We start from the raw sequence: 21594 nt of genomic DNA, 5'->3' as shown, positions 1-21594 counted from the left end.
AATGAGTGGATTAACGCTTAGTGCTGCTCAGAATAACAAATTTGTTATTGCTCGCCAGTAACTTATAACCGCCAAAGTAAGATTTTAATAGTGGGTGATAACCCAAGTGTCGGTTAGCTACCACTATCAGTTGGCCGCCACTGCGTAAGCAGCGTTTAGCGTCACGAAACATTTGTTGGGCAATATGCGTAGAAATGGTGTTTTGTTGATGAAAAGGCGGATTACATAACACGAGATCGGCACTGTTGTCGGCTTGATGCTGCAAAGCGTTGTCGTGGTTAAACTCACAATCGGCTAATCGCTCTAGAAAGTTTAAGCTTACATTATTTTTTGCCGAGGCTAAGGCCATAGCCGATTCGTCACAAAAAGAGACTTTAGCTTTGGGATAATGTTTGAGAGCTTGCAAACCCAGTAGGCCATTGCCACAACCTAAATCAACCACCGCTTCAAAATCGCCCTGCGGAAAATGTTCTAACATAAAGCGGCTGCCAATATCTAACTTGCCGAAGCAAAATACATTGGCATGGTCGTTTAGCTTGAATTGGTGCTCTGCAACTTTCCATTGTTTGGGATAAGGGCTAGTAGAGCTAATACCTTGATAGTGGCCAAACAATAGGCGGGCTTTTTTCTTCGCCAGCGAAGTACTTACCTCGCCAAGGTGTTTTTCAAATAAAGAGAAAACTGACTTAGGTAAGTTCTTTAGCATTACGCCGCAGGCAAAAAGGCTATCAGCCGTCAATATCGCTTGCAGTGCAATTAGTTGGTATTCCAAATAATTTAAGCTTTTGGGCTGACGCATCAACACCATGTCACTGGCTGGAAGGTTATCGGTGCTGCTAAGCAGAGTGAGCCGTCCATCCATAGTTAAGTTATTTGCTTCTAGGTTCTCAGCTAAGGCTTGCTGTGCAATAAAAGAGTCGCTTAACCAATGTATTTGGCTATCGGCAAACTCAGGGGCGGCCAACAGAGCACAGGCTAGCGCGCCAAACTCATCGTTCATAATGAGTATGCGTTTGGCTGCAATGGTATGCTCAAAGGCAAAGTTGAGCATTAGTTCATCAGCAGCATTCCATGCTTGTAAATCGTTTGTCGCCTGTTTTGGGTAGCGCGATAAGCTCAAATGGAGCGAGTTAATTTGCAATTCATGACTCATAGTGGATTTGTATGCTGCAGGCCTTGATTAGTGGCAGCAGTGTATCTAAGTTGAGGGCTAAACTAAAGCAACACCCATATGGAAATAGGCTGTCGTACGTGGTGCTAGCAGAAGATACTCAAGTAGAAAACATTGTTCATCATCAGCAGTGGCTAAAAGCCGAGTCTGCTGAGGCATTTTATCGTCAATCGCTTACCAAGCTGCCTTGGCAGCAACATACCATCAAAATATTTGGTAAAACTTGCTTGGAGCCACGCCTTTCCTTATGGATAGGTGATGCGAATACCGCTTATCGTTATTCGGGCGAGTGGCGTAGGCCTTTGTCTTGGCCTAGCTTTTTACTACCACTAAAGTTTGCCGTGCAGCAAAAGTGCGGGCAGCAGTTTAACAGCGTATTACTTAACTATTATCGAGATGGTCATGATTACATGGGCTGGCATAGCGACAACGAAAAGCAATTGGGTAAGCAACCGGCGATTGCTTCTTTGAGTTTAGGGCAAGCGCGCCGTTTTTTATTTCGTAATAAATCCAAAGATCAAAAACACGAGTATTTATTGGAACATGGCGATTTATTGGTAATGAATAAATTATGCCAAGACCAATGGCAACACAGCTTGCCTAAGGCTTTGCGGATAAAACAGCCGAGGATCAATTTTACTTTTCGTTATACAATGCCAGATGAATAATCAATACAGGGAACAGTTATGCGGGTTGAAACACTAATCACCAATAAATTGCAGCAACATTTTGCTCCAACGCATTTAGAAGTGGTGAATGAAAGTAATATGCATAATGTGCCTGCCGGCTCAGAGAGCCATTTTAAAGTGACAATTGTGAGTGAGGCCTTTGAAGGTAAACGTTTATTGCAACGCCATCGAGCGGTAAATCAGTTGCTTGCCGAAGAGCTGAAAAATGAAATTCACGCTTTAGCGATGCATACTTTTACGCCTGCGCAATGGGCTGAGCAACAACAAGTACCTAGTTCACCTCAGTGTCGTGGTGGACAATAGCTAACACACTGCATCAAATAAGGATTGTTTAATGCGGGTATATATAAAGGTGGCGTTATTAACGTTGCTATTGAGTGCTTGTTTTGATCGCTCGGCGAATCAAGGCGAATCTCAGCCAGTTGAGTACACATGGACCTTAGTGACCTCTTGGCCAAAACACCTACCTGGTTTAGGGTCAACGCCGGACCGCTTTGCTGAAGAAGTGGCCGCGATGAGCAATGGCCGTATGCAAATAAATGTATATGGTGCTGGTGAGCTTTATCCCGCCTTAGAGGTATTTAGCGTAGTGTCGGAAGGAAAAGCTGAAATGGGCCATAGTGCAGCGTACTATTGGCAAGAGCAACTTCCTGCAGCGGCATTTTTTAGTTCGGTGCCTTTTGGCATGCAAGCAAAAGAGCTGAATGCCTGGTTATACCTTGGAGGAGGCTTAGAGCTATGGCGTGAGTTATATGCGCCTCATAACTTAATTCCGTTTCCTGGTGGCAATACCGACGCGCAAATGGGTGGCTGGTATAACAAAAAAATATCCACAATTGCAGACTTTAAAGATCTAAAAATGCGTTTGCCCGGCCTAGGTGGGCGAGTACTTGAATTAGCAGGCGGACAACCAACAAATTTACCCGCAGGGCAGCTTTACACTGCTTTGCAATCTGGTGAGCTAGACGCTGTTGAGTGGGTGGGACCATACAACGACCTTGCGTTTGGTTTTCATAAAGTAGCACCTTACTACTATTACCCAGGCTGGCATGAGCCGAGTACCACCTTAGAATTTGTGATAAACCAAGATGCTTTTGCCGCCTTGCCTGCTGATTTACAACGAATTGTTGAAAATGCCACCAAAGTCGTTAATCAAGAAACCCTTAACGAATATGTGGTCTACAATATAGAAGCGCTCAATGTGCTGGCCAACGAGCATGGTGTAGAGGTTTTGGCATACCCCGATGACGTGCTTGCTTCGCTTAAAAGTTTCAGTGTTGAAGTGATCCAAGAGTTAGCCCAGCAGGATCGGTTCTTTGAAAAGGTTCTCAGTAGTTATCAGCGGTTTCAATTTGGCGTACTTAAGTACAATCAGGTGAAGCTGGATCCAACAACCTTAGAATAAGCTAAAAATCACCACAAAATAATTAGGGTGATATGTCAGCAATTTGAGCTTTGTTTGGTGGAAGCATGACTTGTTTTACAAGTCTGTTAACAATCCGCTAACACTTAAGTCGAATAGGTTAGGTTTTTGGCCTTTTTCTTTGGAGAAATAGGATTAATTGGTGCTAGAATACACGCGATTTCTGTGTCTTGTTAGTTAATTGTCTAAGACTTGTTAGCTGAACTACCCAATTTTGAGTACAAAAGTTACACAGAAATCATCGCTCGTCTTCCGACCCAACACATGTGTAAGAGAGTATGATTACAATAAATAAAGGACTGGATCTGCCTATAAAAGGCGGTCCCAAACAGCAAATAGTAGACGCGTCTATTGTTACCAAAGTTGCTGTACTCGGAGAAGATTATGTAGGCATGCGACCTACAATGAAGGTTCGAGTGGGTGACGTGGTAAGCCAAGGTCAGACGCTGTTCGAAGATAAGAAGAACCCCGGCGTTGTATTTACTGCACCTTGTGCTGGCGTTGTTCAAGAAATTAACCGTGGTGCCCAACGTGTATTGCAGTCTGTTGTTATTGAAAAACAAGACGGCGATAGCATCGACTTTGGTGCCCTAAGCGATGCAGAAATCGACAGCGCAGATCGCGCTACGATTGTAGACAAGTTAGTTAAGTCAGGCCAATGGGTTGGCTTAAGAACTCGTCCTTATAGCAAAGTGCCAGCAGTAGACTCAGAACCTTCTGCCATATTTGTTACTGCCATCGACACTAACCCTCTCGCTGCCGATCCCAAAGTAGTAATAGACCAAAACGAAAGTGCTTATTTAACAGGCTTACGTGTTTTGTCTCGTTTAACTGCTGGGGAAGTTTTTGTTTGTAAAGCAAATGATAGCTTACCTAAATCGGATGCAGCCCGTGTTGAAGAGCACGTATTTGCTGGCCCGCATCCAGCAGGTTTAGCTGGAACGCATATTCATACCTTAAAGCCTGCTAGTGCTCAGCGCACAGTTTGGACGCTTTCTTACCAAGAGGTAATTGCATTTGGTCACCTATTTGCTAGCGGTAAAGTTTACAACCAACGGGTTGTGTCTTTGGCTGGTCCAGTGGTTAAAGAACCTCGTTTAGTGCGTACTGAGTTAGGTGCTAATGTTGTTGAGTTGACCGATGGAGAGTTGGTTGACGGCGAGCACCGCGTTATCTCTGGTTCAGTGCTTATGGGTAATCATGCTACTGGTCCTCACGCTTATATTGGTCGTTATCACCAGCAGGTTGTTGCGTTGGAAGAAGGTTACGAGAAAGAGTTTATGGGCTGGGCAGTACCTGGTACCAGTAAGTTCTCTTTAGCGCGAATATTTATTTCTGGCCTTAATAAGAGCAAATTGTTCCCATTCACCACAACTACCGGTGGTAGTGCGCGTGCAATGGTGCCAATTGGTCAGTACGAGCGCATTATGCCGCTAGATATTTTACCTACGTTATTGCTTCGAGATTTGTTGGCGAATGATACCGACAGTGCTCAACAATTAGGTTGTTTAGAGCTAGATGAAGAAGATTTGGCACTGTGTACCTTTGTGTGTCCTGGCAAATACGAGTACGGTAGCGTGCTACGTGATTGTTTGACCAAGATTGAGAAGGAAGGTTAAGCATGAGCAGTATTAAAGATTATATTGAAAAGATTGAACCGCAATTCTTACCTGGCGGTAAGCATGAAAAGTGGTTCGCTTTATACGAAGCTATCGCGACGTTTTTATACTCGCCAGGCTTAGTAACCAAGAAGAACACTCACGTACGTGATGCGATTGACTTAAAACGTATCATGATTTTTGTTTGGGTTGCCTTAATGCCGGCTATGTTCTTTGGCATGTACAACGCAGGTATCCAAGCTAACGAAGCAATTATTGCTAGCGCAGGTACTGTACCAGACGACTGGCATGGCGCATTAATTAGCATGCTAGGGGTTCCAACGGGCGCCGAAGCTGGCTGGATTGCGTCGATGATATATGGGGCAATTTTCTTTTTGCCTATCTATCTAACCGCTTTTGTTGTTGGTGGCTTCTGGGAAGTATTGTTTGCTTCTGTGCGTGGCCATGAAGTTAACGAAGGTTTCTTTGTTACCTCTATCTTGTTTGCACTTACGTTGCCTGCAACCATGCCGTTATGGCAAGTTGCCTTAGGTATCACCTTTGGTGTTGTAGTGGCCAAAGAAGTATTTGGTGGCACCGGCAAAAACTTCCTAAACCCTGCTTTAGCTGGCCGTGCTTTCTTATTCTTTGCTTACCCAACAGCCATTTCTGGCGATGCGGTATGGACTGCGGTAGATGGTTACTCAGGCGCAACTGCATTAAGCGTTGTTGCTGCAGAGGGTATGCAAGGTTTAGTTGACCAAGGCATTTCTTGGAGCGACGCATTCTTTGGCTTTATTCAAGGTTCAAGTGGTGAAACCTCTACGTTCTTACTAGCTCTTGGTGGTCTATTCCTAATCTTTACTCGCATTGCATCATGGCGCATTGTTGCAGGTGTATTAGTAGGTATGGTGATTAGCAGCTTGCTATTGAACATGATTGGCTCTGACAGCAACATGATGTTCCAGCTACCTCCACATTGGCATTTAGTATTGGGTGGTTTTGCTCTTGGTATGTTCTTTATGGCAACCGACCCAGTGTCAGCTTCATTTACTAACAAAGGTAAATGGTGGTACGGCGGTTTAATTGGTGTGATGGTGGTGTTGATTCGCGTAGTTAACCCGGCATTCCCAGAAGGCATGATGTTGGCAATTTTATTCGCTAATTTGTTTGCTCCAATTTTTGACTACTTTGTAGTTCAAGCCAATATCAAACGGAGGCTTGCTCGCGATGGCCAGTAATGATTCCTTAGCCAAAACCATTAAGGTTGTTGTTGGCGTAAGTTTAGTGTGTTCAATTGTTGTATCTCTTGCAGCAGTTGGTCTACGAGGGATGCAGCAGCAGAATGCGGTTGAAGATAAGCAGAAGAATATCTTGGCAGTATCTGGTGTAGCCCTAGATGGTCGTAAGGTAGCTGATGTTTACTCGCAGGTGATTGAGCCGCGCGTGATTGATATCGAAACCGGTGAGTTTGTTTCTCAAGATCAAATTGACCCTGCTACCTTTGAACAGCGCAAATCAGCTAAAGATCCAGCAACCAGTATTCGTTTATCTAGCGAAGAAGATATTGCCGGTATCGTACGTCGTTCTAACCTTGCTAGCGTGTATCTTGTTAAAGACGAGCAAGGCGAAATTGAACGGGTTATTTTGCCAGTACATGGTCGTGGTCTTTGGTCAACTATGTACGCGTTCTTGGCTATTCAGCCAGACGGCAATACCGTTGATGCGATTGTTTACTATGACCAAGGGGAAACTCCTGGTTTAGGTGGTGAAGTAGCTAATCCATTGTGGCAAGACAAGTTCATCGGCAAAAAACTGTTTGATGAAAACGGTGATACTGCGATCTCTGTGATTAAAGGTAGTGCTCCAGCCGACTCACTTTACGAAGTGGACGGATTATCTGGTGCAACGCTAACCAGTAACGGTGTCGATGCCACCTTCAAATTTTGGTTAAGTGATAAAGGCTTTGGTAAGTTCCTTGCCAAGTTGCAACAGGGAGGCCTAAACAATGGCTGATGCTAAGGAAACCAAAAAGGTTCTATTTGGGCCTGTTTTTGCAAATAACCCTATCGCACTACAGGTGCTTGGTGTTTGTTCTGCATTAGCGGTAACCAGTAAGTTAGAAACTGCGTTTGTAATGACCCTAGCCGTAATTGTTGTTACTGCATTCTCTAACTTGTTCATCTCTATGATTCGTAATCACATTCCTAGCAGTGTGCGAATCATTGTTCAAATGGCGATTATTGCTTCATTAGTAATTGTGGTAGACCAAGTGCTTAAGGCGGTGGTGTATGACATTTCTAAACAGCTCTCGGTATTTGTTGGTTTGATTATTACCAACTGTATCGTAATGGGCCGTGCAGAAGCCTTCGCAATGAAGGAGCCACCGTTTAAATCATTCCTTGATGGTATCGGTAATGGCTTAGGCTATGGTGCTATTTTGATGTCGGTAGGCGCTGTTCGTGAACTATTTGGTTCGGGCTCGCTATTTGGTATCGAAATTATGCCTTTGATTAACAATGGCGGTTGGTACCAACCAAACGGCCTATTGTTATTGCCTGCTTCGGCATTCTTTATTATTGGTTTGTTGATTTGGGCCTTGCGCACTGCATACCCAGAGCAAGTAGAGCCGAAGGAGTAATCGAGTGGAACATTATATTAGTTTGTTAGTTCGCTCTATTTTCATTGAAAATATGGCTTTAGCTTTCTTGCTAGGTATGTGTACCTTCCTAGCGGTTTCCAAGAAAGTTAAAACTGCATTTGGCTTGGGTGTAGCGGTTATTGTGGTATTGGGTATCTCAGTACCAGTAAACCAGCTTATCTACTTCAACTTATTGGCTCCTGGCGCGCTAAGCTGGGCTGGCTTGCCAAATGCCGATTTAAGCTTTTTGGGCTTCATTACCTTTATTGGTGTTATTGCCGCCTTAGTACAAATACTAGAAATGGTATTAGATAAGTACTTCCCGGCCTTGTACCAAGCTCTAGGTATCTTCTTACCGTTGATTACCGTTAACTGTGCCATCTTCGGTGGTGTATCGTTCATGGTGCAACGTGAGTACAACCTAGGCGAATCTTTGGTATACGGAATAGGTAGTGGTATCGGTTGGATGTTAGCCATTGTGGCGCTAGCCGGTATTCGTGAAAAAATGAAGTATTCAGACGTGCCAGATGGTTTACGTGGTTTAGGTATTACCTTTATCACCGTAGGTTTAATGGCAATGGCGTTTATGTCGTTCTCAGGCGTTCAGCTTTAAGACGGCCAATAACTACAAGGAAAATTAGTCGATGGAAATTATTCTCGGCGTAACCATGTTTACCTTGCTCGTCTTGGCTTTAGTAACAATCATTTTGTTTGCTAAGTCTAAGCTGGTAAGTTCTGGTGACATTCAAATTTTAATTAATGATGATCCTGCTAAGGCGATTACTACTCAAGCGGGTAGTAAGTTGCTGGGTGTATTAGGTAATTCAGGTATCTTTGTATCTTCTGCCTGTGGTGGCGGTGGCTCTTGTGGTCAATGTCATGTTCACATTCATGAAGGTGGCGGTGATATTCTTCCTACTGAATTAGATCATATCAGCAAGCGTGATGCTGCTACCGGTTTGCGTTTAGCCTGTCAGGTTAATGTTAAGCAAGACATGAAAATTTCGTTACCAGAAGAAATTTTTGGTGTGAAAAAATGGGATTGTGAAGTTATCTCTAACGATAACAAAGCAACCTTCATTAAAGAGCTTAAACTGCAAATTCCTGATGGTGAATCAGTGCCATTCCGCGCGGGTGGTTACATTCAAATTGAAGCGCCAGCCCACCACGTTAAGTACTCTGACTTTGATGTAGAAGAGCAATACCGTGGCGACTGGGAGCACTTTGGTTTCTTCAACTTAGAGTCAAAAGTTGATGAAGAAACCATTCGTGCATACTCAATGGCGAACTACCCTGAAGAAGAAGGCATCATCATGTTGAACGTGCGTATTGCTACGCCACCGCCAAACAACATGAGCCTACCTTGCGGTAAGATGTCTTCATACATCTTTAACCTAAAAGCAGGTGATAAAGTTACTATCTCTGGTCCATTTGGTGAGTTCTTCGCGAAAGAAACCGATGCTGAAATGGTATTTATTGGTGGTGGTGCAGGTATGGCACCAATGCGTTCGCACATTTTCGACCAGCTTAAGCGATTGAGCTCGAAGCGTAAAATTAGCTTCTGGTATGGTGCACGTTCACGTCGTGAGATCTTCTATGAAGAAGACTTCGATATGTTGGCCCGTGAAAACGAAAACTTTGAATGGCATGTTGCCCTATCTGATCCGCAACCTGGAGACGACTGGGAAGGTAAAACAGGCTTCATTCACAACGTATTGTTTGAAAACTACTTACGTGACCACGATGCCCCAGAAGATTGTGAGTACTACATGTGTGGTCCACCGGTAATGAATGCTGCTGTTATTAACATGCTTAAAGATTTAGGCGTGGAAGACGAAAACATTCTACTTGATGACTTTGGTGGCTAAACCGTGAGTTTAGTGAAGCATTATTGGCTAGCCCTGCTTGGGCTAGCCTTTTTTATTAGTGGCTGTAGTGAGCAGAACAATTTGTATACCTTACAAATTGAAGGGCGCACTATGGGAACCTATTACCAAATAAAATTAGTTGAGCCTAAGGCCAAACTGCCAGAAGGTGACAAGCTGCAAGCTAAAATTGACCAAGTGTTACAACAAGTCAATCAAGAAATGTCTACCTACATAGCCGATTCGGAATTGTCACGTTTCAACCAGCATTCTAGTAATCAGGCGATTAGCATTTCAGATAATCTAGCTTTGGTGATTGAAGCCTCTTTACAGCTCTCAGAAGACTCTAATGGCGCCTTTGACGTAACCGTAGGTCCATTGGTTAACTTGTGGGGGTTTGGCCCAGAGGGGCGTCCTGAGAAGCGACCTAATGACCAGCTACTTGACGAGACTCGTGCTAAAATTGGCTACCATCACTTGAGTTTGAATGCTGGTAAGTTGTCAAAGGATCTACCTGAGCTTTATGTGGATTTATCAGCAATTGCAAAAGGCCACGGAGTAGACCGTGTTGCCGATTTGCTGGAAGCTGAAGGTTACCTGAACTACATGGTCGATATTGGTGGTGAGTTACGCCTAAAAGGTCACAATGACAAAGCCCTTGGTTGGCGCATTGCTGTAGAGAAACCCTTGGCTGAACAGCGGGCGGTTCAAAAAGTGATTGCACCGGGTGATAATGGTTTAGCAACATCGGGTGATTATCGAAATTATTTTGAGCAAGATGGGGTCAGGTATTCACACACCATCAACCCAAATACCGGTAAACCGATTGCCAACCATATTGTGTCGGTAACCGTTATCGATGAAACCAGCATGATGGCCGACGCTTACGCCACCGCATTTACGGTAATGGGCGTGGAGCAAACGATGGAATTTGCTGAAGCTAAGCAGCTAGCGGTGTATATTATCGAGAAGCAAGAGAACGAATTTGTTGAGCATATCAGCGCCAAATTTGTGCCTTTTGTAGTCCAATAACAGAATAAGGAGTCGTAATGGCTTATTTTTTGGTGACATTCATTTTCTTCATGGTGGTTATTGCCGCTATGGCTGTGGGCTACATTTTCCAAAAGAAAACCATTAGCGGAAGCTGTGGCGGAATTGCTTCTTTAGGCATCGAAAAAGTGTGTGACTGCCCCGAGCCTTGCGATAAGCGCAAAGCCAAAATGGCCTTGGTTGAGCAGAAGAAAAAGGCTCGCCAAGCCATGTTAGATGAGCATCGCATTATCTAAGGCTAACGGCTTTATCATTTAAAAAAACAGCGCCTTCGCGCTGTTTTTTTGTTTTATACCAATCACACTAAGTAAGTGATCAGAAATAACGCAGGAAAAATACTCGAGAATAAGACAGGATTTTGCGATAAGTAGTTATTCTACAATCAAAAATCCTTACGCAGTTATCGAGCATTTTAACCAGATAGAATGAACAGTTACTTAGTACGATTGGTATTAGCGCTAGTCTCCTTTGGCTATTCCTTCACGCCTAGGATCGGCCGCACCTTCTAACCTATCGGGGTAGATCCTTATGCCTTGTAAACCCGAAGTCATATCTTTGATTTTGGTTTTGTAGCCTAAGGCTTCTAAAGCCGATTGCTGATCTGCAGCGGCTGTATTGGCTTCCAACTCAAAGGTGCCAAAGCGATTGTTTAAGTGAGGCTGTTCAACCGCTTGTTGTAGGCTCATTCCCCAGCTCAAGTGGTTAACTAAACTCTGTGCTACATAGCCGATAATGCTACTGCCACCCGGTGAGCCAATGGCAATAATTGGCTGTTTGTTTTCCATAACAATAGTTGGCGCCATAGAAGAGCGAGGGCGTTTATTGGTTGCGACTCTGTTCGCCACTTTCTTACCGTTTTTCTCAGCGACAAATGAGAAGTCAGTCAGCTGATTGTTTAGTAAGAATCCTTTTACAAATACCCTCGAACCAAAGGCATTCTCAATGCTACTGGTCATCGACAATACGTTGCCTTGGGCATCCACAATACTGATGTGAGTGGTAGAAGGAAGTTCTAGGCTTTGGTCCTTGCTGCGATAGGCGTTTAAAGGCAACTCGCCAGGGCTAACCGAGGTTAAGGCTTTATCACCACTTAACAGCTTAGCGCGCTTGGCAAGGTACTCGGGGCTTAGTAAGTTGCTAAGTGGCACGTCGACAAAATCACTGTCGGCAAGGTAGGCGCCTCGGTCTGCAAAGGCTAGGCGAGAAGCATCGCCCAGAATACGCCAGCTTTGTGGATTATTAGGTCCCCAATCTGCCAAGGGGTAATGTGCAGCAATACCGAGGATCTGTCCAACGGTGCTAGCGCCTGAACTCGGTGGCCCCATGCCACATATTGAGTATTGAAAGTAAGCAGAGCAAAGGGCAGGGCGCTGTTTTACTTGGTAATTGGCTAGATCTTTTTCACTAAGCAAACCCGGGTTGTCATTGAATTGACCAACAGCCGTAACAATTGCTTTGGCGGTATCACCTTGATAAAAACCTGAAGCGCCTTGCTCTGCGACCAACTGTAAGGTGTTAGCGTAATCAGGGTTTTGTAGTAAGTGCCCTTCGCGTAAAGGCTCGGTTGAGTCATCAAAGAAGTAGTCGCGGCTAGTTGGGTAGCGACCGAGGCGTTCAGCGTCGCCAGCAATTAACTTAGCCAATCGCGGGCTCACTCTAAAACCTTCTTTAGCTAAGCCAATTGCCGGTTTAAACAAATCTTGCCAATTGGCGCTACCGTAGCGCTGATGCATTTCTTCAAACAGCGCGATAACTCCAGGTGTGCCTACTGAACGCCCACCCACCACCGCATCATAAAACTTTAGTGGTTTACCTTGTTGGTCCAAAAACAAGCCAGCATCAACTTGTGAAGGGGCGGTTTCTCGGGCGTCAAAGGTGGTGAGTTGTTGCTTGGCTGCATCGTAATACACTACAAAAGCGCCGCCACCAATACCTGAGGATTGCGGCTCAACCAAACCTAGTACGCTTTGCACGGCAATCATTGCATCTACGGCGTTGCCACCAGCTTTTAGCACCTCATAACCGGCTTCAACCGCTAAGGGGTTAGCAGCCGACACCATGAATTTTTTGGCAGTGACCTCGGTCTTAGCCTGCACTCCGCTGGATAACTCTGGGGCATAAGCATCGGCGCTTTGGCTATTTGAATAGCAAAAGCCGCTAATTATTAGGGTTGATGCAATGAGGCTGCGAGTAAACATGCTAAATCCTTTTTTAATGCGTATTTAGCCAGTGTAGCAGTCCATATATTAATCGCCATCGCTTGTTTATATGACTGAATTTATGCAGGTTTTTCTATTTGTATGAGAATTGAGCACAGCGGTGACGTAGATAAGAGACAGCTTGAAGCCGCATAACTCGTCGGTTTTGGCTTATATCACTATTTAGGTGTCGCTTGTAGGCGACGCTGGCATTTAAATTGCGCCCCTGGTTTTGTCTTAAGGTTTTGATTTTAAAGGTTTTTTAAAAGTTGGTTCGACCTTTGCTATATGTAGTTTGTCAACCGCTAAACCTAGTTAGCGGCCATTTAGTGAAGTAGATGTTAAACAAGGAGTTTCTTATGAACTTGAAGTATAGCTTTCCAGTGTTAGCGCTATTTGTAGCCAGCCTAGCCTCGGCAAATAGTGAAGTGTTCAAAGACCTAGATACCAACCAAGATTTGGTGGTAAGCATGGAAGAAGCTGCCGAACTACCGATCCTTACTGAAGTATGGAGTGAGCTTGATACAGACCAGGATGGTGTATTGAGCCAAGCAGAATTCATAAACCTTGAAATTTCCGTTCAACCTGAAGACCCTGAAAACAGCGAAGTAGCTGAATAGTTAGTTCCTTTATGTTTTCGTGAACCGATCCAATTTTAGGACGCTGTCGGGGGCCAATTTTTCTGCGATTTGGTCTAGTTTGTAGCAGTTTTAATCCTCGATAATTTTCCAGCGCTTAAGTCTGTGCTAGCTTAAGCGCCTTTTTTTCTTTATAGCGAGCTACGTTGCGGTACCGCTACGTTAGCAAATAAAATCCCCGCCACAATCGACATGAATATCAAAAATGTTTGCGAACCAATATTGGGGATGCTCACCATTGACTCACCTAGTACCAATGAATTTAAGCTGATATAAGCCTTACTACCCGGTACCAATAATACTATGCCTTGCAGCAATACCACCGATGCAGGAGACTTGGTTAACTTGGCAAATAGGTTTGCATAAACACCCACAATAAATGCCCCTACAAAAGGACCTAATGCTTCGCCTAGGTAGGCGCTGCCAGCAAAGGCAGCAGCATAGGCAATCACTCCCGAAAGAATGCCCCAAGGTAAATCTTTAGCGCGTACTTTAAATACCACGCTAAGGCCTAAGGATAACAACACCACACCTAGCCACTTAATCCACCAGGTGCTAACAAAGCTAGATTGAAGATCAACCTGCCCCCAAATTAGAGCACCGAAGGCCATGCCTAACACCGCGCCAAAATAGAGTTTAAACAACACCATAATGCCGTCCATTACCCTTGCCGTGCCCGATATAAGCTCGCGTGCTGCTAACTCACTTAAACCAAGGGTGAGCGATAAACCTGGAATGAAAATAATGATCGCCGAAAGCACCACAATGGGAATGTTTACATCAGGCACAAACTGAGAAATAGCCACGGCCACGAATGAGCAGAGTAGCGCAGCTACCGGCTCTAAGGCTTCATGTACCCCTTTAGAGTGCTCGGCGCGATAAGCCAAATAAAATGAAATACAACTAAGCAAGCTCGACCAAATAATGGTGCTCCAATTAGCCGACATTAGCATGGCAAATGCGCCGCCAGTAATGGCAAAGGCCAAGCAAATTACCCAAGGAGAATGTAAAGCTGGCTGATTGGCCATTTGGTTTAGCCGCTCTATGGCCTCGGCCAAACTGATTTCTTCTTCTGTTACTTTCTTAACTAGCTGATTGGTACGGGCCAATAAACCTAAATCGATTTCACCGGGCTTTACTCGCATCACATAGTTATATTCTTGAGTATCGTCTGGTGCCCAAAGTACAAAAGTGAGTGAGGTAGGAGTAACTAAAAAATAGCCATTTAGGCCTAAGGTCTCAGCGACATTACTTAGGTGTGACTCTAAGCGAAACGCCGGCGTACCATATTTATGTAAGGCTTTGCCTAGTCTGATAATGAAATTACGTTTTACTTCAAAGCTTGATTGTTTCAATGCGGGGGCTAATTCTAAAAAGCAGATGCTTAATTGTATCTCACAGATTGGCATTTGGTGTAGTTGTCTTAAGATAAAAAACTCCTGCCGGCGTTTTAAACAGAGAAATTTTCCTATTTTTTAATGAAATAGCGTACAGAATCGGCCTGATCATTTATCATTTACAGTTAGCTAATTATTCTCACGTGCTGTCTCGGAGGACACCATGGCCGCTGGTAAATATTTACGTTGGAAAGACGAAAACGGTAACGAGTTTCGCCCTGTTTCAATATCTGGTAACGCATTACTTAACGATCGTACTTTAAATAAAAGCTCAGCTTTTAGTTTTGAAGAGCGCGAAGCCTTTAATTTGGCGGGCTTGTTGCCTCCCAAGCCGCAAACCTTTGAAGATCAATTAAAGCGTGTTTACCAAGGCTTTTTAAGTGCTTGTAGCGACATTGAGCAATACCAATACCTACGCGCACTGCAAGACAGAAACGAAACCTTGTTTTATGCATTGGTATCTCGCCATATTGAAGAAATGGCGCCGATTATTTATACCCCAACAGTGGGTAAGGCCTGTCAGGAATTTAGCCATCGCTACCAAAAAGACCGCGGGTTATACATTACCGCAGAGAATGTCGATCAAATGGGTGAGATGGCGCGCCACTTCGCCGGTAAAGATATTAAGATTATTGTGGTTACCGACAGCCAAGGTATTCTCGGCCTAGGCGATTTAGGCATTGGTGGCATGGGCATTCCTATTGGTAAATTGTCTCTGTATACCTTAGGTGCGGGTATTCACCCAGCACGTTGTTTGCCGATTGCGCTTGATGTAGGTACCGATAATCAAGACTTACTCAACGATCCTATGTATTTAGGCCTTCCGCAAAAACGGATGCGTGGTCAAGAGTATCAAGACTTCATCGAGAAGTTTGTGGCGCAAACTAAGCTGCACTTCCCTGAAGCCGTGTTGCAATGGGAAGACTTTAGTAAGTCTAACGCCTTCGATAACCTATCTAAGTATGAAGACGAATTGCCATCATTTAACGATGATATTCAAGGCACCGGTTCTGTGGTTTTGGCTGGCGTGATTGGCGCTACTAAAATTAAAAACGAAACCCTTGGTGAGCAAGTTTACGCGGTGTACGGTGCTGGCGCTGGCGGAGTAGGTGTTGCCGACCAAATATTTGCTGGCTTGCTTAAAGAGGGCATTAGCCACCAAGAAGCACGTGATCGTATTTTCATTCTAGACTCACGCGGAGTGGTTTTTGATAACCGTGAAGATCTCGATGAATACAAAAAACGTTACGCCAAGCCATTTGAACTAGCCCAAAACTGGACGCTAGCCGAAGAAGGCAAGGCGAGTTTGGGCGAGCTTATCGATAATACGCCGGTTACCGTATTATTAGGTTGTAGTGGTGTAGGCGGTGCATTTAAAGAAAGCCATGTGAAAAAGATGCTGGAATACACCGAACGCCCGATGGTATTCCCGCTATCTAACCCAACAGATAACTGTGAAGCCCTACCAGAAGATGTATACAAGTGGACTAATGGCCAAGCTATTGTGGCCACTGGCAGCCCCTTTGACGACGTAGATTACAACGGCAAAAACTACCGTATTGGTCAGGGTAACAATGTGTTTATCTTCCCAGCAGTTGGCCTTGCAACCATTGTTTCTGGCGTGAGCAAAATCACCATGGAAATGTTTACCACAGCGTCATTTGCTTTGGCTGAGTATGTATCTCAAGAAGACTTAGACAGCGGCTGTGTATTCCCAAGAATGCGTGAGCTAAAAGAAGTTTCTGGCTTTGTAGCTAAAGCGATTTTGAAGCAAATTCAAGAAACTGATCCGCAAGGCTGCTTGAGCGGTAAAGACATCGACCAAGAAATTGCCGAACATATGTGGGAGCCTATTTACCTGCCATATCGCAGAGTGTAAGGCCTTAACAATTGATTAGGGTCTGTTGATCTTTGCTGATGGCTTTTGCAGTAATTTATTAGCCATTTAGGCAAGGCAGTGAGTGTGCAGTTAAGTGGGCTTAATAATCACTCGCTAACGCTGAATAAATGGGCTAATAAATGCTGCCCGAAGGGTTCGGATAAGCGAACTTTACTCTTTGTTAAGCACTTCTTGCTTAGCCCACTAAGCTTCTAAGTGCTCGCCGCGATTAAAGCCCGCTTATCTCGAACAAAATTTCAACACCAAAGATCAACAGACCCTAGCCGTTAAGCATAAAAAGGAGCCAATGGGCTCCTTTTTTGTATGAAGAGTGGATGTAGGGTTTAGCCTTAGTTAGCAGTAATTTCCCATACTGTTAATGACCCACTTACTTCGTTACCTACCAACAATAATGGTTGGCTGGTTGGGCTGTTATCGGCGGTAACAAATACCAAGCTTTCTGGAGCTAAGTCACCAATACCGTCATCAACGCTTAAACCTTCTGTTAGGTCACGGTTAATTATGTAGGTTTCGAACTTGCTGTTGTAAGGGTTAGTTACATCGTAAACCATAATGCCGCCCATGCGCTCTAAACCAATAAAGGCGTAGGTTTTGTCGCCAACAGTGCCAACAGTTAACGCTTCAGGTTCAGCGCCTTTGTTTTCTGAGCGAGAGTCGCCTTCGTTCTCATCATCACCGTTGTTAAAGGCATTGCCGTGAAGTGCTGCGGTGATGCGACCAATTTCATCACCAGAATCAAACACTACTAAACCATTTTGATCCCATACGGTGAATGAGCGAGCGCCGTAGGCTACGGCAGTTTCATACTCGCCATTGCCGTCGGCATCGCCTAGTACATTTGTTACGCGTAGGTCATCAATCTCGCCGCCGGCTTGCAGTGCTTCTAGCTTAGAGCCTGCTTGGGCGGTAAGGTTTTTAAGTTTTACTTCTTCAGTAAAGGCTAAGCAACCATCGTCTTCATCGTAGTCTTGACCACCCGCAGCAATACAGGCAGCTTCGTCGGCTACATCAAAGAAATACTCACGTGCATCACCTTCGTTGGCAGTAATGAGGAACGGCGCCCCATTCCACGAGAAAGAAGCAATAGTGTCTGGCATGTAAGCGCCGTATAAGCCGTCGTATTGGCCAAAGCTCACTGTGCCATCCTCGTTCCCGTCAAAGTTTAACCCTGACCAGTCTTTATATCCCAAGCCGATAATTTGCACGCTGTTATCGCTTAAATCTACAAGTGCTAAGCCGTTGTTTTCTTGAAGCGTTACATAGGCCATGTCGTTGCTGGCGGTAATGTATTCAGGCTCTAAATCTTGTGCAACAGTGGTGGCAATTACTTGGCCGTTTAAAGTACGACCACTTGGGTTAGGGAAATGTAGCCCTTTAGCTTCAAGCTCATTTTGCATGCCGTTAAAGCTAGTAAAGTCGATGATAGTGGCGCTAGTTGCTGGTGTTCCATCAGTTACGCTAATGACTGCAATTGAGCCTTCAGGATCGTTGTTGTAATCGCCGCTTGGCTCACCTTCGTTAGCCACAATCACTTTGCTGCCATCAGGCGTGAAAGTAACCATATCTGGCAAGTTTCCTACTTCAACGGCACTTAGGAATACTGGAGTGCCAGCGTTTAATCCATTGTAGAAAACAATGAAACCATTGCTGGCTTGGGCGTCGGCTTCAATGGCTACTGCCATTAAATCATTATGCACGGCAATGCTGTTGGCTCCGCCCAGTGCAACGCCATTGGCTTCGGTTGGCAAAGTAAGTGGGGTTGCGCTTAGGTTAGTATCGCTAGTTGGGGCGCTTAGTTGCTCAGAGCTAAGGCCAGAGGCATCAATCATCTCAACCGTTGCGTCAGAGCTATTAATGGCATAAATAGCTTGAGTAGCAGCGTGGTACTGCAGGATCTCAGCTGCACCGTCTGGGTTTAATACTGCACGACCAACCGGATTAAGCATGATGCTGCTAACAGCATCTGCACCAGGCTCACCGTTTAAACCATTTTGACCATCGTCACTACTACACGCTGTTAATGTTAGGCTAGAAATTACTGCCAATGAAACCAAGCTCTTCTTGAGCATCATGTTATATCCCTATAAGTAGTTACAATTCGAAGGGCATTTTGTGTACTCAATGTGACTTTACGATGACGAAAATATGACAATCAATGAAATGTTTCAATAAGGTAACTCGTGAACTTAAGCCTGAAAAATGTAGCGATTTCCACCTATATAAGTAATTGAATTTAGTAACTATTAAACCCTTTCAATTTAACACTTTAGTTTGATAAAAGTGGCACGATTGTGCTTTTCGTTTGATCTAAGCAAATTTGCCAGCCGTAACCATTCTCGAAACCTACGCAACTTAAGCTTGAAGGAAAGAGACAATGATTAAACGAATTGCAAGTGTATTTACTTTGATTATCACAACAATGACATTCTCGATGTTGGCTCACGCTGACCATCACGGCATGAAAAAGGATGTTGTTGATGTAGCCGTCGAGAATGGCTCTTTTACTACTTTAGTTACCGCTGTGAAAGCCGCTGGGTTGGTTGATACCTTAAAGGGAGATGGGCCTTTTACCGTGTTTGCTCCTACCGATGAAGCCTTCGCAAAACTGCCTGAAGGAACCGTGGAAATGTTACTCATGCCTGAGAACAAAGATAAGCTAATCGCCGTGCTTACTTACCATGTTGTAGCCGGAAAAGTCATGGCAGCCGATGTCGTTAACATTGATAGCGCTACAACCGTTCAAGGAGGCATGTTAGCCGTTAGTACTAGCGGTGAAACGGTAATGATCAATAACGCAAAGGTAGTGGCTGCAGACGTAAAAGCTAGCAACGGTGTGATTCATGTTGTCGACACCGTATTGCTACCAAAATAGGCGTATCGGCAGGGCTAAATTAAACCCTGCCTAGTTTGTGAAATTAAGCCGCTCTTAAAGGTTTGCTAAACGCTGCTTAGCTTTTTGACCACCTGATTCATGGTGTAGTGAACAAACTGAGCACCTAATTCGGTGAGTTGATAGGGTTTGGTTTCTTCAAAAGCAGATTCTAAGAGCGGGCTTGCAGGTTTTCTAACTTTACCCTTGCTTGACTGTTTTACAAAGTCGCCCTCATAGGTGGTTTCTCTAGTTTGTCTAATCACTCCACCTGCACTTAAATCTCTAATAAGCAACTTAAACAGATCGGCTTCAGCACTATCTTCACGGGGCATTTCTTCACTTACCGACTGCCAAATGGCTAATCGAGTTATTCCCTTACTTTGGTAAATAGCGCGGATCACTTTAAAGTGGATTTCATGGTATTTATCGAGCCAGTCATTAAACAAGCGAATTTGGTCATCTGGGCAAAGAGGAGAAGCCGCAGCGTTAGATATTAGGTTCACCACGTAATCACGTTTTTCTTGTGTTTCTGCAGCATCCCAAGACTTAAACGCTCTGCGTATTAACGCTAAATAGGCGTCTGATTGTATTCGAGATTTATGGTTGGCGTGCACCGACTCTAATCGATATGCCATTTCATCTAGAGTTAACATCAGTTGGTTAACTTTTTGCTGGTGGATTTTGAGCCACTCTTCATGCAGTTCGTTAACTCTACCTTGCTCGCTTTCTCCATGAATGGAGGCGCTGCTTGCCAGTACTTGGCCAACCCAAGGTATCGCCGACATGGCATTAGCAACAATGCGACAATACTTAGTCCATTGTCCTCGGTCTTTTAAAATGGCCAATTCGTAAGCAATAAACTCTTCGTTTCTTTCTTCTAGAGGCTTGTTTGTGTCTTCCATGACGAAACCTTGTAAGCGCTAAGTATTAATGTGGAATAACAATGGCTTGCTAAACCAAGTGCTACTTTGATTTCTTCTTTGTGTTTTATCAATAGCTAAACGTGATTTTGTTAACTCAGTTCAAGATTGAGTTTCTAGCAGAAGCAGGGCAACATAAGCGGGTTGTTTCGTAATCGGAGCAACAGTAATTCTCAGGGCGGGGTGCAATTCCCCACCGGCGGTAGTTACTGTGTCGTTAGCAAACGAGACAGTAAAAGCCCGCGAGCGCCCAACAGTGGTTGGGGTCAGCAGATCTGGTGACTTAACTTAATGAGTTAATAGTCCAGAGCCGACGGTAATTTGCAGCGTAGCTGTAATAAGTCCGGATGGAAGAGAATCAAGTATCACTAACTGGTGTTCTGCCAGTTAGATATAAGTGCTTGGCCAATGGCTAAGTGTTTGTTGATGCCGATCTAAAACCTCTGCTAGCTAGAGGTGCTATTCCTGCGCGCCCTGATTCTGGAAAACTTAATGTTGTACCTTAAGGAATTAAACCATGAATCAGTCTCTACTTGCCGAATATGGCAATCCTATTGAACGTGTTAACGCCGCACTTAACGCTTTGCGTGATGGCAAAGGTGTGTTGGTGGTTGACGATGAAGACCGTGAAAACGAAGGCGATTTAATCTTTGCCGCCGAAACCCTTACTAATGCTCAAATGGCCATGTTGATCCGTGAATGTAGCGGCATTGTTTGTTTGTGTTTAACTGACGATAAAGTTAAACAGCTAGATTTACCCCCTATGGTTAGTGATAACTCTAGCCAATTTGGTACGGCCTTTACGGTAAGCATTGAAGCCAAGCAAGGGGTCACCACCGGTGTATCTGCAGCAGATCGCGTTACTACCATTAAAACAGCTATTGCCAACAATGCTAAACCCAGTGATTTAGCCCGGCCTGGCCATGTTTACCCCTTGCGTGCCCAACCGGGTGGAGTATTAACCAGGCGAGGACATACCGAAGGTACGGTAGATTTAATGAGCTTGGCGGGCTTAAAACCTGCCGGAGTATTGTGTGAAGTGACTATGCCAGATGGCACTATGGCACGCCTACCTGAGATAGTTAGTTTTGCCAGGCATCATGCCATGCCAGTGTGCAGTATTGAAGATATTGTGGGGTATCGCAAAGCGCTAATGGCTGAGGCAAGCTAATAAAGCTTTGTTTTAACAAAATAAAAGGGGCCCTAAGGCCCCTAATCGATTTATGCGTTTA

Annotated in this window: 20 protein-coding genes and 1 riboswitch; of the genes, 15 read left to right on the top strand and 5 right to left on the bottom strand. The window is 44.5% G+C overall.

All coding sequences use genetic code 11. The annotated features are described in order from the left end of the window. Nucleotides 1-10: 10 nt before the first annotated feature. The gene (locus tag OAG1_RS16480) at nt 11-1153 is read right to left on the bottom strand and encodes a methyltransferase (protein ID WP_338622046.1); all 1143 of its coding nucleotides are present in this window, start codon (nt 1151-1153) and stop codon (nt 11-13) included. Nucleotides 1154-1164: 11 nt separating this feature from the next. Between OAG1_RS16480 and OAG1_RS16475 the strand changes: the two genes are divergently transcribed. The 11 genes from OAG1_RS16475 (at nt 1165) to nqrM (ending at nt 10673) form a co-directional block, all read left to right on the top strand. Further along, entirely contained in the window at nt 1165-1839 is a 675-nt protein-coding gene (locus tag OAG1_RS16475) for an alpha-ketoglutarate-dependent dioxygenase AlkB (protein WP_338622045.1), read from the top strand. A gap of 18 nt (nt 1840-1857) precedes the next feature. After that, the gene (locus OAG1_RS16470; RefSeq protein WP_016400320.1) at nt 1858-2163 is read left to right on the top strand and encodes a BolA/IbaG family iron-sulfur metabolism protein; all 306 of its coding nucleotides are present in this window, start codon (nt 1858-1860) and stop codon (nt 2161-2163) included. 31 nt (nt 2164-2194) lie between these two features. Continuing rightward, nucleotides 2195-3265, top strand: coding sequence for a TRAP transporter substrate-binding protein (locus OAG1_RS16465; RefSeq protein WP_338622044.1), 1071 nt, complete (start codon nt 2195-2197; stop codon nt 3263-3265). Between the two features lie 296 nt (nt 3266-3561). Then, nucleotides 3562-4902 (top strand): Na(+)-translocating NADH-quinone reductase subunit A, encoded by a 1341-nt coding sequence (locus OAG1_RS16460; RefSeq protein ID WP_338622043.1) that lies wholly within the window; start codon nt 3562-3564, stop codon nt 4900-4902. A gap of 2 nt (nt 4903-4904) precedes the next feature. Continuing rightward, the gene (locus OAG1_RS16455; RefSeq protein ID WP_338622042.1) at nt 4905-6122 is read left to right on the top strand and encodes an NADH:ubiquinone reductase (Na(+)-transporting) subunit B; all 1218 of its coding nucleotides are present in this window, start codon (nt 4905-4907) and stop codon (nt 6120-6122) included. After that, nucleotides 6112-6897 (top strand): Na(+)-translocating NADH-quinone reductase subunit C, encoded by a 786-nt coding sequence (locus OAG1_RS16450; RefSeq protein ID WP_016400316.1) that lies wholly within the window; start codon nt 6112-6114, stop codon nt 6895-6897. The genes OAG1_RS16455 and OAG1_RS16450 overlap by 11 nt, the downstream gene beginning before the upstream one ends. Continuing rightward, on the top strand, nt 6890-7522 hold the full coding sequence (locus OAG1_RS16445; RefSeq protein ID WP_016400315.1) for an NADH:ubiquinone reductase (Na(+)-transporting) subunit D: 633 nt from the start codon (nt 6890-6892) through the stop codon (nt 7520-7522). Before OAG1_RS16450 ends, OAG1_RS16445 begins: the two co-directional genes overlap by 8 nt. Before the next feature lie 4 nt (nt 7523-7526). After that, a complete protein-coding gene (gene nqrE / locus OAG1_RS16440) occupies nt 7527-8135 on the top strand; it encodes an NADH:ubiquinone reductase (Na(+)-transporting) subunit E (RefSeq protein ID WP_016400314.1) in 609 nt (202 codons plus the stop codon). Between the two features lie 31 nt (nt 8136-8166). Then, nucleotides 8167-9390: an NADH:ubiquinone reductase (Na(+)-transporting) subunit F gene (nqrF, locus tag OAG1_RS16435; RefSeq protein ID WP_016400313.1), complete on the top strand. Its 1224-nt coding sequence runs from the start codon at nt 8167-8169 to the stop codon at nt 9388-9390. A gap of 3 nt (nt 9391-9393) precedes the next feature. Then, nucleotides 9394-10419, top strand: coding sequence for an FAD:protein FMN transferase (locus OAG1_RS16430; protein WP_338622041.1), 1026 nt, complete (start codon nt 9394-9396; stop codon nt 10417-10419). A gap of 17 nt (nt 10420-10436) precedes the next feature. After that, entirely contained in the window at nt 10437-10673 is a 237-nt protein-coding gene (gene nqrM / locus OAG1_RS16425) for a (Na+)-NQR maturation NqrM (protein WP_016400311.1), read from the top strand. A gap of 222 nt (nt 10674-10895) precedes the next feature. On the opposite strand, the gene ggt is transcribed toward nqrM, so the two are convergent. Beyond that, complete coding sequence (gene ggt / locus OAG1_RS16420) at nt 10896-12635, bottom strand: gamma-glutamyltransferase (protein WP_338622040.1); 1740 nt, start codon at nt 12633-12635, stop codon at nt 10896-10898. 359 nt (nt 12636-12994) lie between these two features. Here ggt and OAG1_RS16415 point away from each other — a divergent pair, with 359 nt between their 5' ends. Next, the gene (locus tag OAG1_RS16415) at nt 12995-13255 is read left to right on the top strand and encodes a hypothetical protein (RefSeq protein ID WP_016400309.1); all 261 of its coding nucleotides are present in this window, start codon (nt 12995-12997) and stop codon (nt 13253-13255) included. A gap of 149 nt (nt 13256-13404) precedes the next feature. Here OAG1_RS16415 and OAG1_RS16410 read toward each other — a convergent pair whose 3' ends face one another. Beyond that, complete coding sequence (locus OAG1_RS16410; protein WP_338622039.1) at nt 13405-14682, bottom strand: threonine/serine exporter family protein; 1278 nt, start codon at nt 14680-14682, stop codon at nt 13405-13407. Between the two features lie 151 nt (nt 14683-14833). On the opposite strand from OAG1_RS16410, the gene OAG1_RS16405 reads away from it, so the two are divergent. Next, a complete protein-coding gene (locus OAG1_RS16405; protein WP_338622038.1) occupies nt 14834-16549 on the top strand; it encodes an NAD-dependent malic enzyme in 1716 nt (571 codons plus the stop codon). 350 nt (nt 16550-16899) lie between these two features. Here OAG1_RS16405 and OAG1_RS16400 read toward each other — a convergent pair whose 3' ends face one another. After that, nucleotides 16900-18642: a choice-of-anchor I family protein gene (locus tag OAG1_RS16400; RefSeq protein WP_338622037.1), complete on the bottom strand. Its 1743-nt coding sequence runs from the start codon at nt 18640-18642 to the stop codon at nt 16900-16902. 302 nt (nt 18643-18944) lie between these two features. Between OAG1_RS16400 and OAG1_RS16395 the strand changes: the two genes are divergently transcribed. Further along, nucleotides 18945-19442 carry a fasciclin domain-containing protein gene (locus OAG1_RS16395; RefSeq protein WP_338622036.1) on the top strand — a complete coding sequence of 166 codons (498 nt, stop codon included), beginning with the start codon at nt 18945-18947 and terminating at the stop codon, nt 19440-19442. A gap of 65 nt (nt 19443-19507) precedes the next feature. Here OAG1_RS16395 and OAG1_RS16390 read toward each other — a convergent pair whose 3' ends face one another. Further along, nucleotides 19508-20344: a hypothetical protein gene (locus tag OAG1_RS16390; RefSeq protein ID WP_338622035.1), complete on the bottom strand. Its 837-nt coding sequence runs from the start codon at nt 20342-20344 to the stop codon at nt 19508-19510. A 183-nt stretch (nt 20345-20527) separates the two neighbouring features. Then, a riboswitch (FMN riboswitch) is annotated at nt 20528-20725 on the top strand. A 154-nt stretch (nt 20726-20879) separates the two neighbouring features. On the opposite strand from OAG1_RS16390, the gene ribB reads away from it, so the two are divergent. Further along, entirely contained in the window at nt 20880-21533 is a 654-nt protein-coding gene (ribB, locus tag OAG1_RS16385) for a 3,4-dihydroxy-2-butanone-4-phosphate synthase (RefSeq protein WP_338622034.1), read from the top strand. Nucleotides 21534-21594 lie beyond the last annotated feature (61 nt).

The sequence above is a fragment of the Agarivorans sp. OAG1 genome, from assembly GCF_037076485.1.
In the GTDB taxonomy this organism is placed as follows: Bacteria; Pseudomonadota; Gammaproteobacteria; order Enterobacterales; family Celerinatantimonadaceae; genus Agarivorans; species Agarivorans albus.
The sequence above is the reverse complement of the archived record's forward strand: the minus strand, read 5'-3'. Positions and strand labels throughout refer to the sequence as shown.

Excerpts from the sequence above, each read along its gene's own strand:
- OAG1_RS16480 (WP_338622046.1), bottom strand. The coding sequence starts at position 1,153 with ATGAGTCATGAATTGCAAATTAACTCGCTCCATTTGAGCTTATCGCGC.
- OAG1_RS16475 (WP_338622045.1), top strand. The coding sequence starts at position 1,165 with ATGCTGCAGGCCTTGATTAGTGGCAGCAGTGTATCTAAGTTGAGGGCT.
- OAG1_RS16470 (WP_016400320.1), top strand. The coding sequence starts at position 1,858 with ATGCGGGTTGAAACACTAATCACCAATAAATTGCAGCAACATTTTGCT.
- OAG1_RS16465 (WP_338622044.1), top strand. The coding sequence starts at position 2,195 with ATGCGGGTATATATAAAGGTGGCGTTATTAACGTTGCTATTGAGTGCT.
- OAG1_RS16460 (WP_338622043.1), top strand. The coding sequence starts at position 3,562 with ATGATTACAATAAATAAAGGACTGGATCTGCCTATAAAAGGCGGTCCC.
- OAG1_RS16455 (WP_338622042.1), top strand. The coding sequence starts at position 4,905 with ATGAGCAGTATTAAAGATTATATTGAAAAGATTGAACCGCAATTCTTA.
- OAG1_RS16450 (WP_016400316.1), top strand. The coding sequence starts at position 6,112 with ATGGCCAGTAATGATTCCTTAGCCAAAACCATTAAGGTTGTTGTTGGC.
- OAG1_RS16445 (WP_016400315.1), top strand. The coding sequence starts at position 6,890 with ATGGCTGATGCTAAGGAAACCAAAAAGGTTCTATTTGGGCCTGTTTTT.
- nqrF (WP_016400313.1), top strand. The coding sequence starts at position 8,167 with ATGGAAATTATTCTCGGCGTAACCATGTTTACCTTGCTCGTCTTGGCT.
- nqrM (WP_016400311.1), top strand. The coding sequence starts at position 10,437 with ATGGCTTATTTTTTGGTGACATTCATTTTCTTCATGGTGGTTATTGCC.
- ggt (WP_338622040.1), bottom strand. The coding sequence starts at position 12,635 with ATGTTTACTCGCAGCCTCATTGCATCAACCCTAATAATTAGCGGCTTT.
- OAG1_RS16415 (WP_016400309.1), top strand. The coding sequence starts at position 12,995 with ATGAACTTGAAGTATAGCTTTCCAGTGTTAGCGCTATTTGTAGCCAGC.
- OAG1_RS16410 (WP_338622039.1), bottom strand. The coding sequence starts at position 14,682 with ATGCCAATCTGTGAGATACAATTAAGCATCTGCTTTTTAGAATTAGCC.
- OAG1_RS16405 (WP_338622038.1), top strand. The coding sequence starts at position 14,834 with ATGGCCGCTGGTAAATATTTACGTTGGAAAGACGAAAACGGTAACGAG.
- OAG1_RS16400 (WP_338622037.1), bottom strand. The coding sequence starts at position 18,642 with ATGATGCTCAAGAAGAGCTTGGTTTCATTGGCAGTAATTTCTAGCCTA.
- OAG1_RS16395 (WP_338622036.1), top strand. The coding sequence starts at position 18,945 with ATGATTAAACGAATTGCAAGTGTATTTACTTTGATTATCACAACAATG.
- OAG1_RS16390 (WP_338622035.1), bottom strand. The coding sequence starts at position 20,344 with ATGGAAGACACAAACAAGCCTCTAGAAGAAAGAAACGAAGAGTTTATT.
- ribB (WP_338622034.1), top strand. The coding sequence starts at position 20,880 with ATGAATCAGTCTCTACTTGCCGAATATGGCAATCCTATTGAACGTGTT.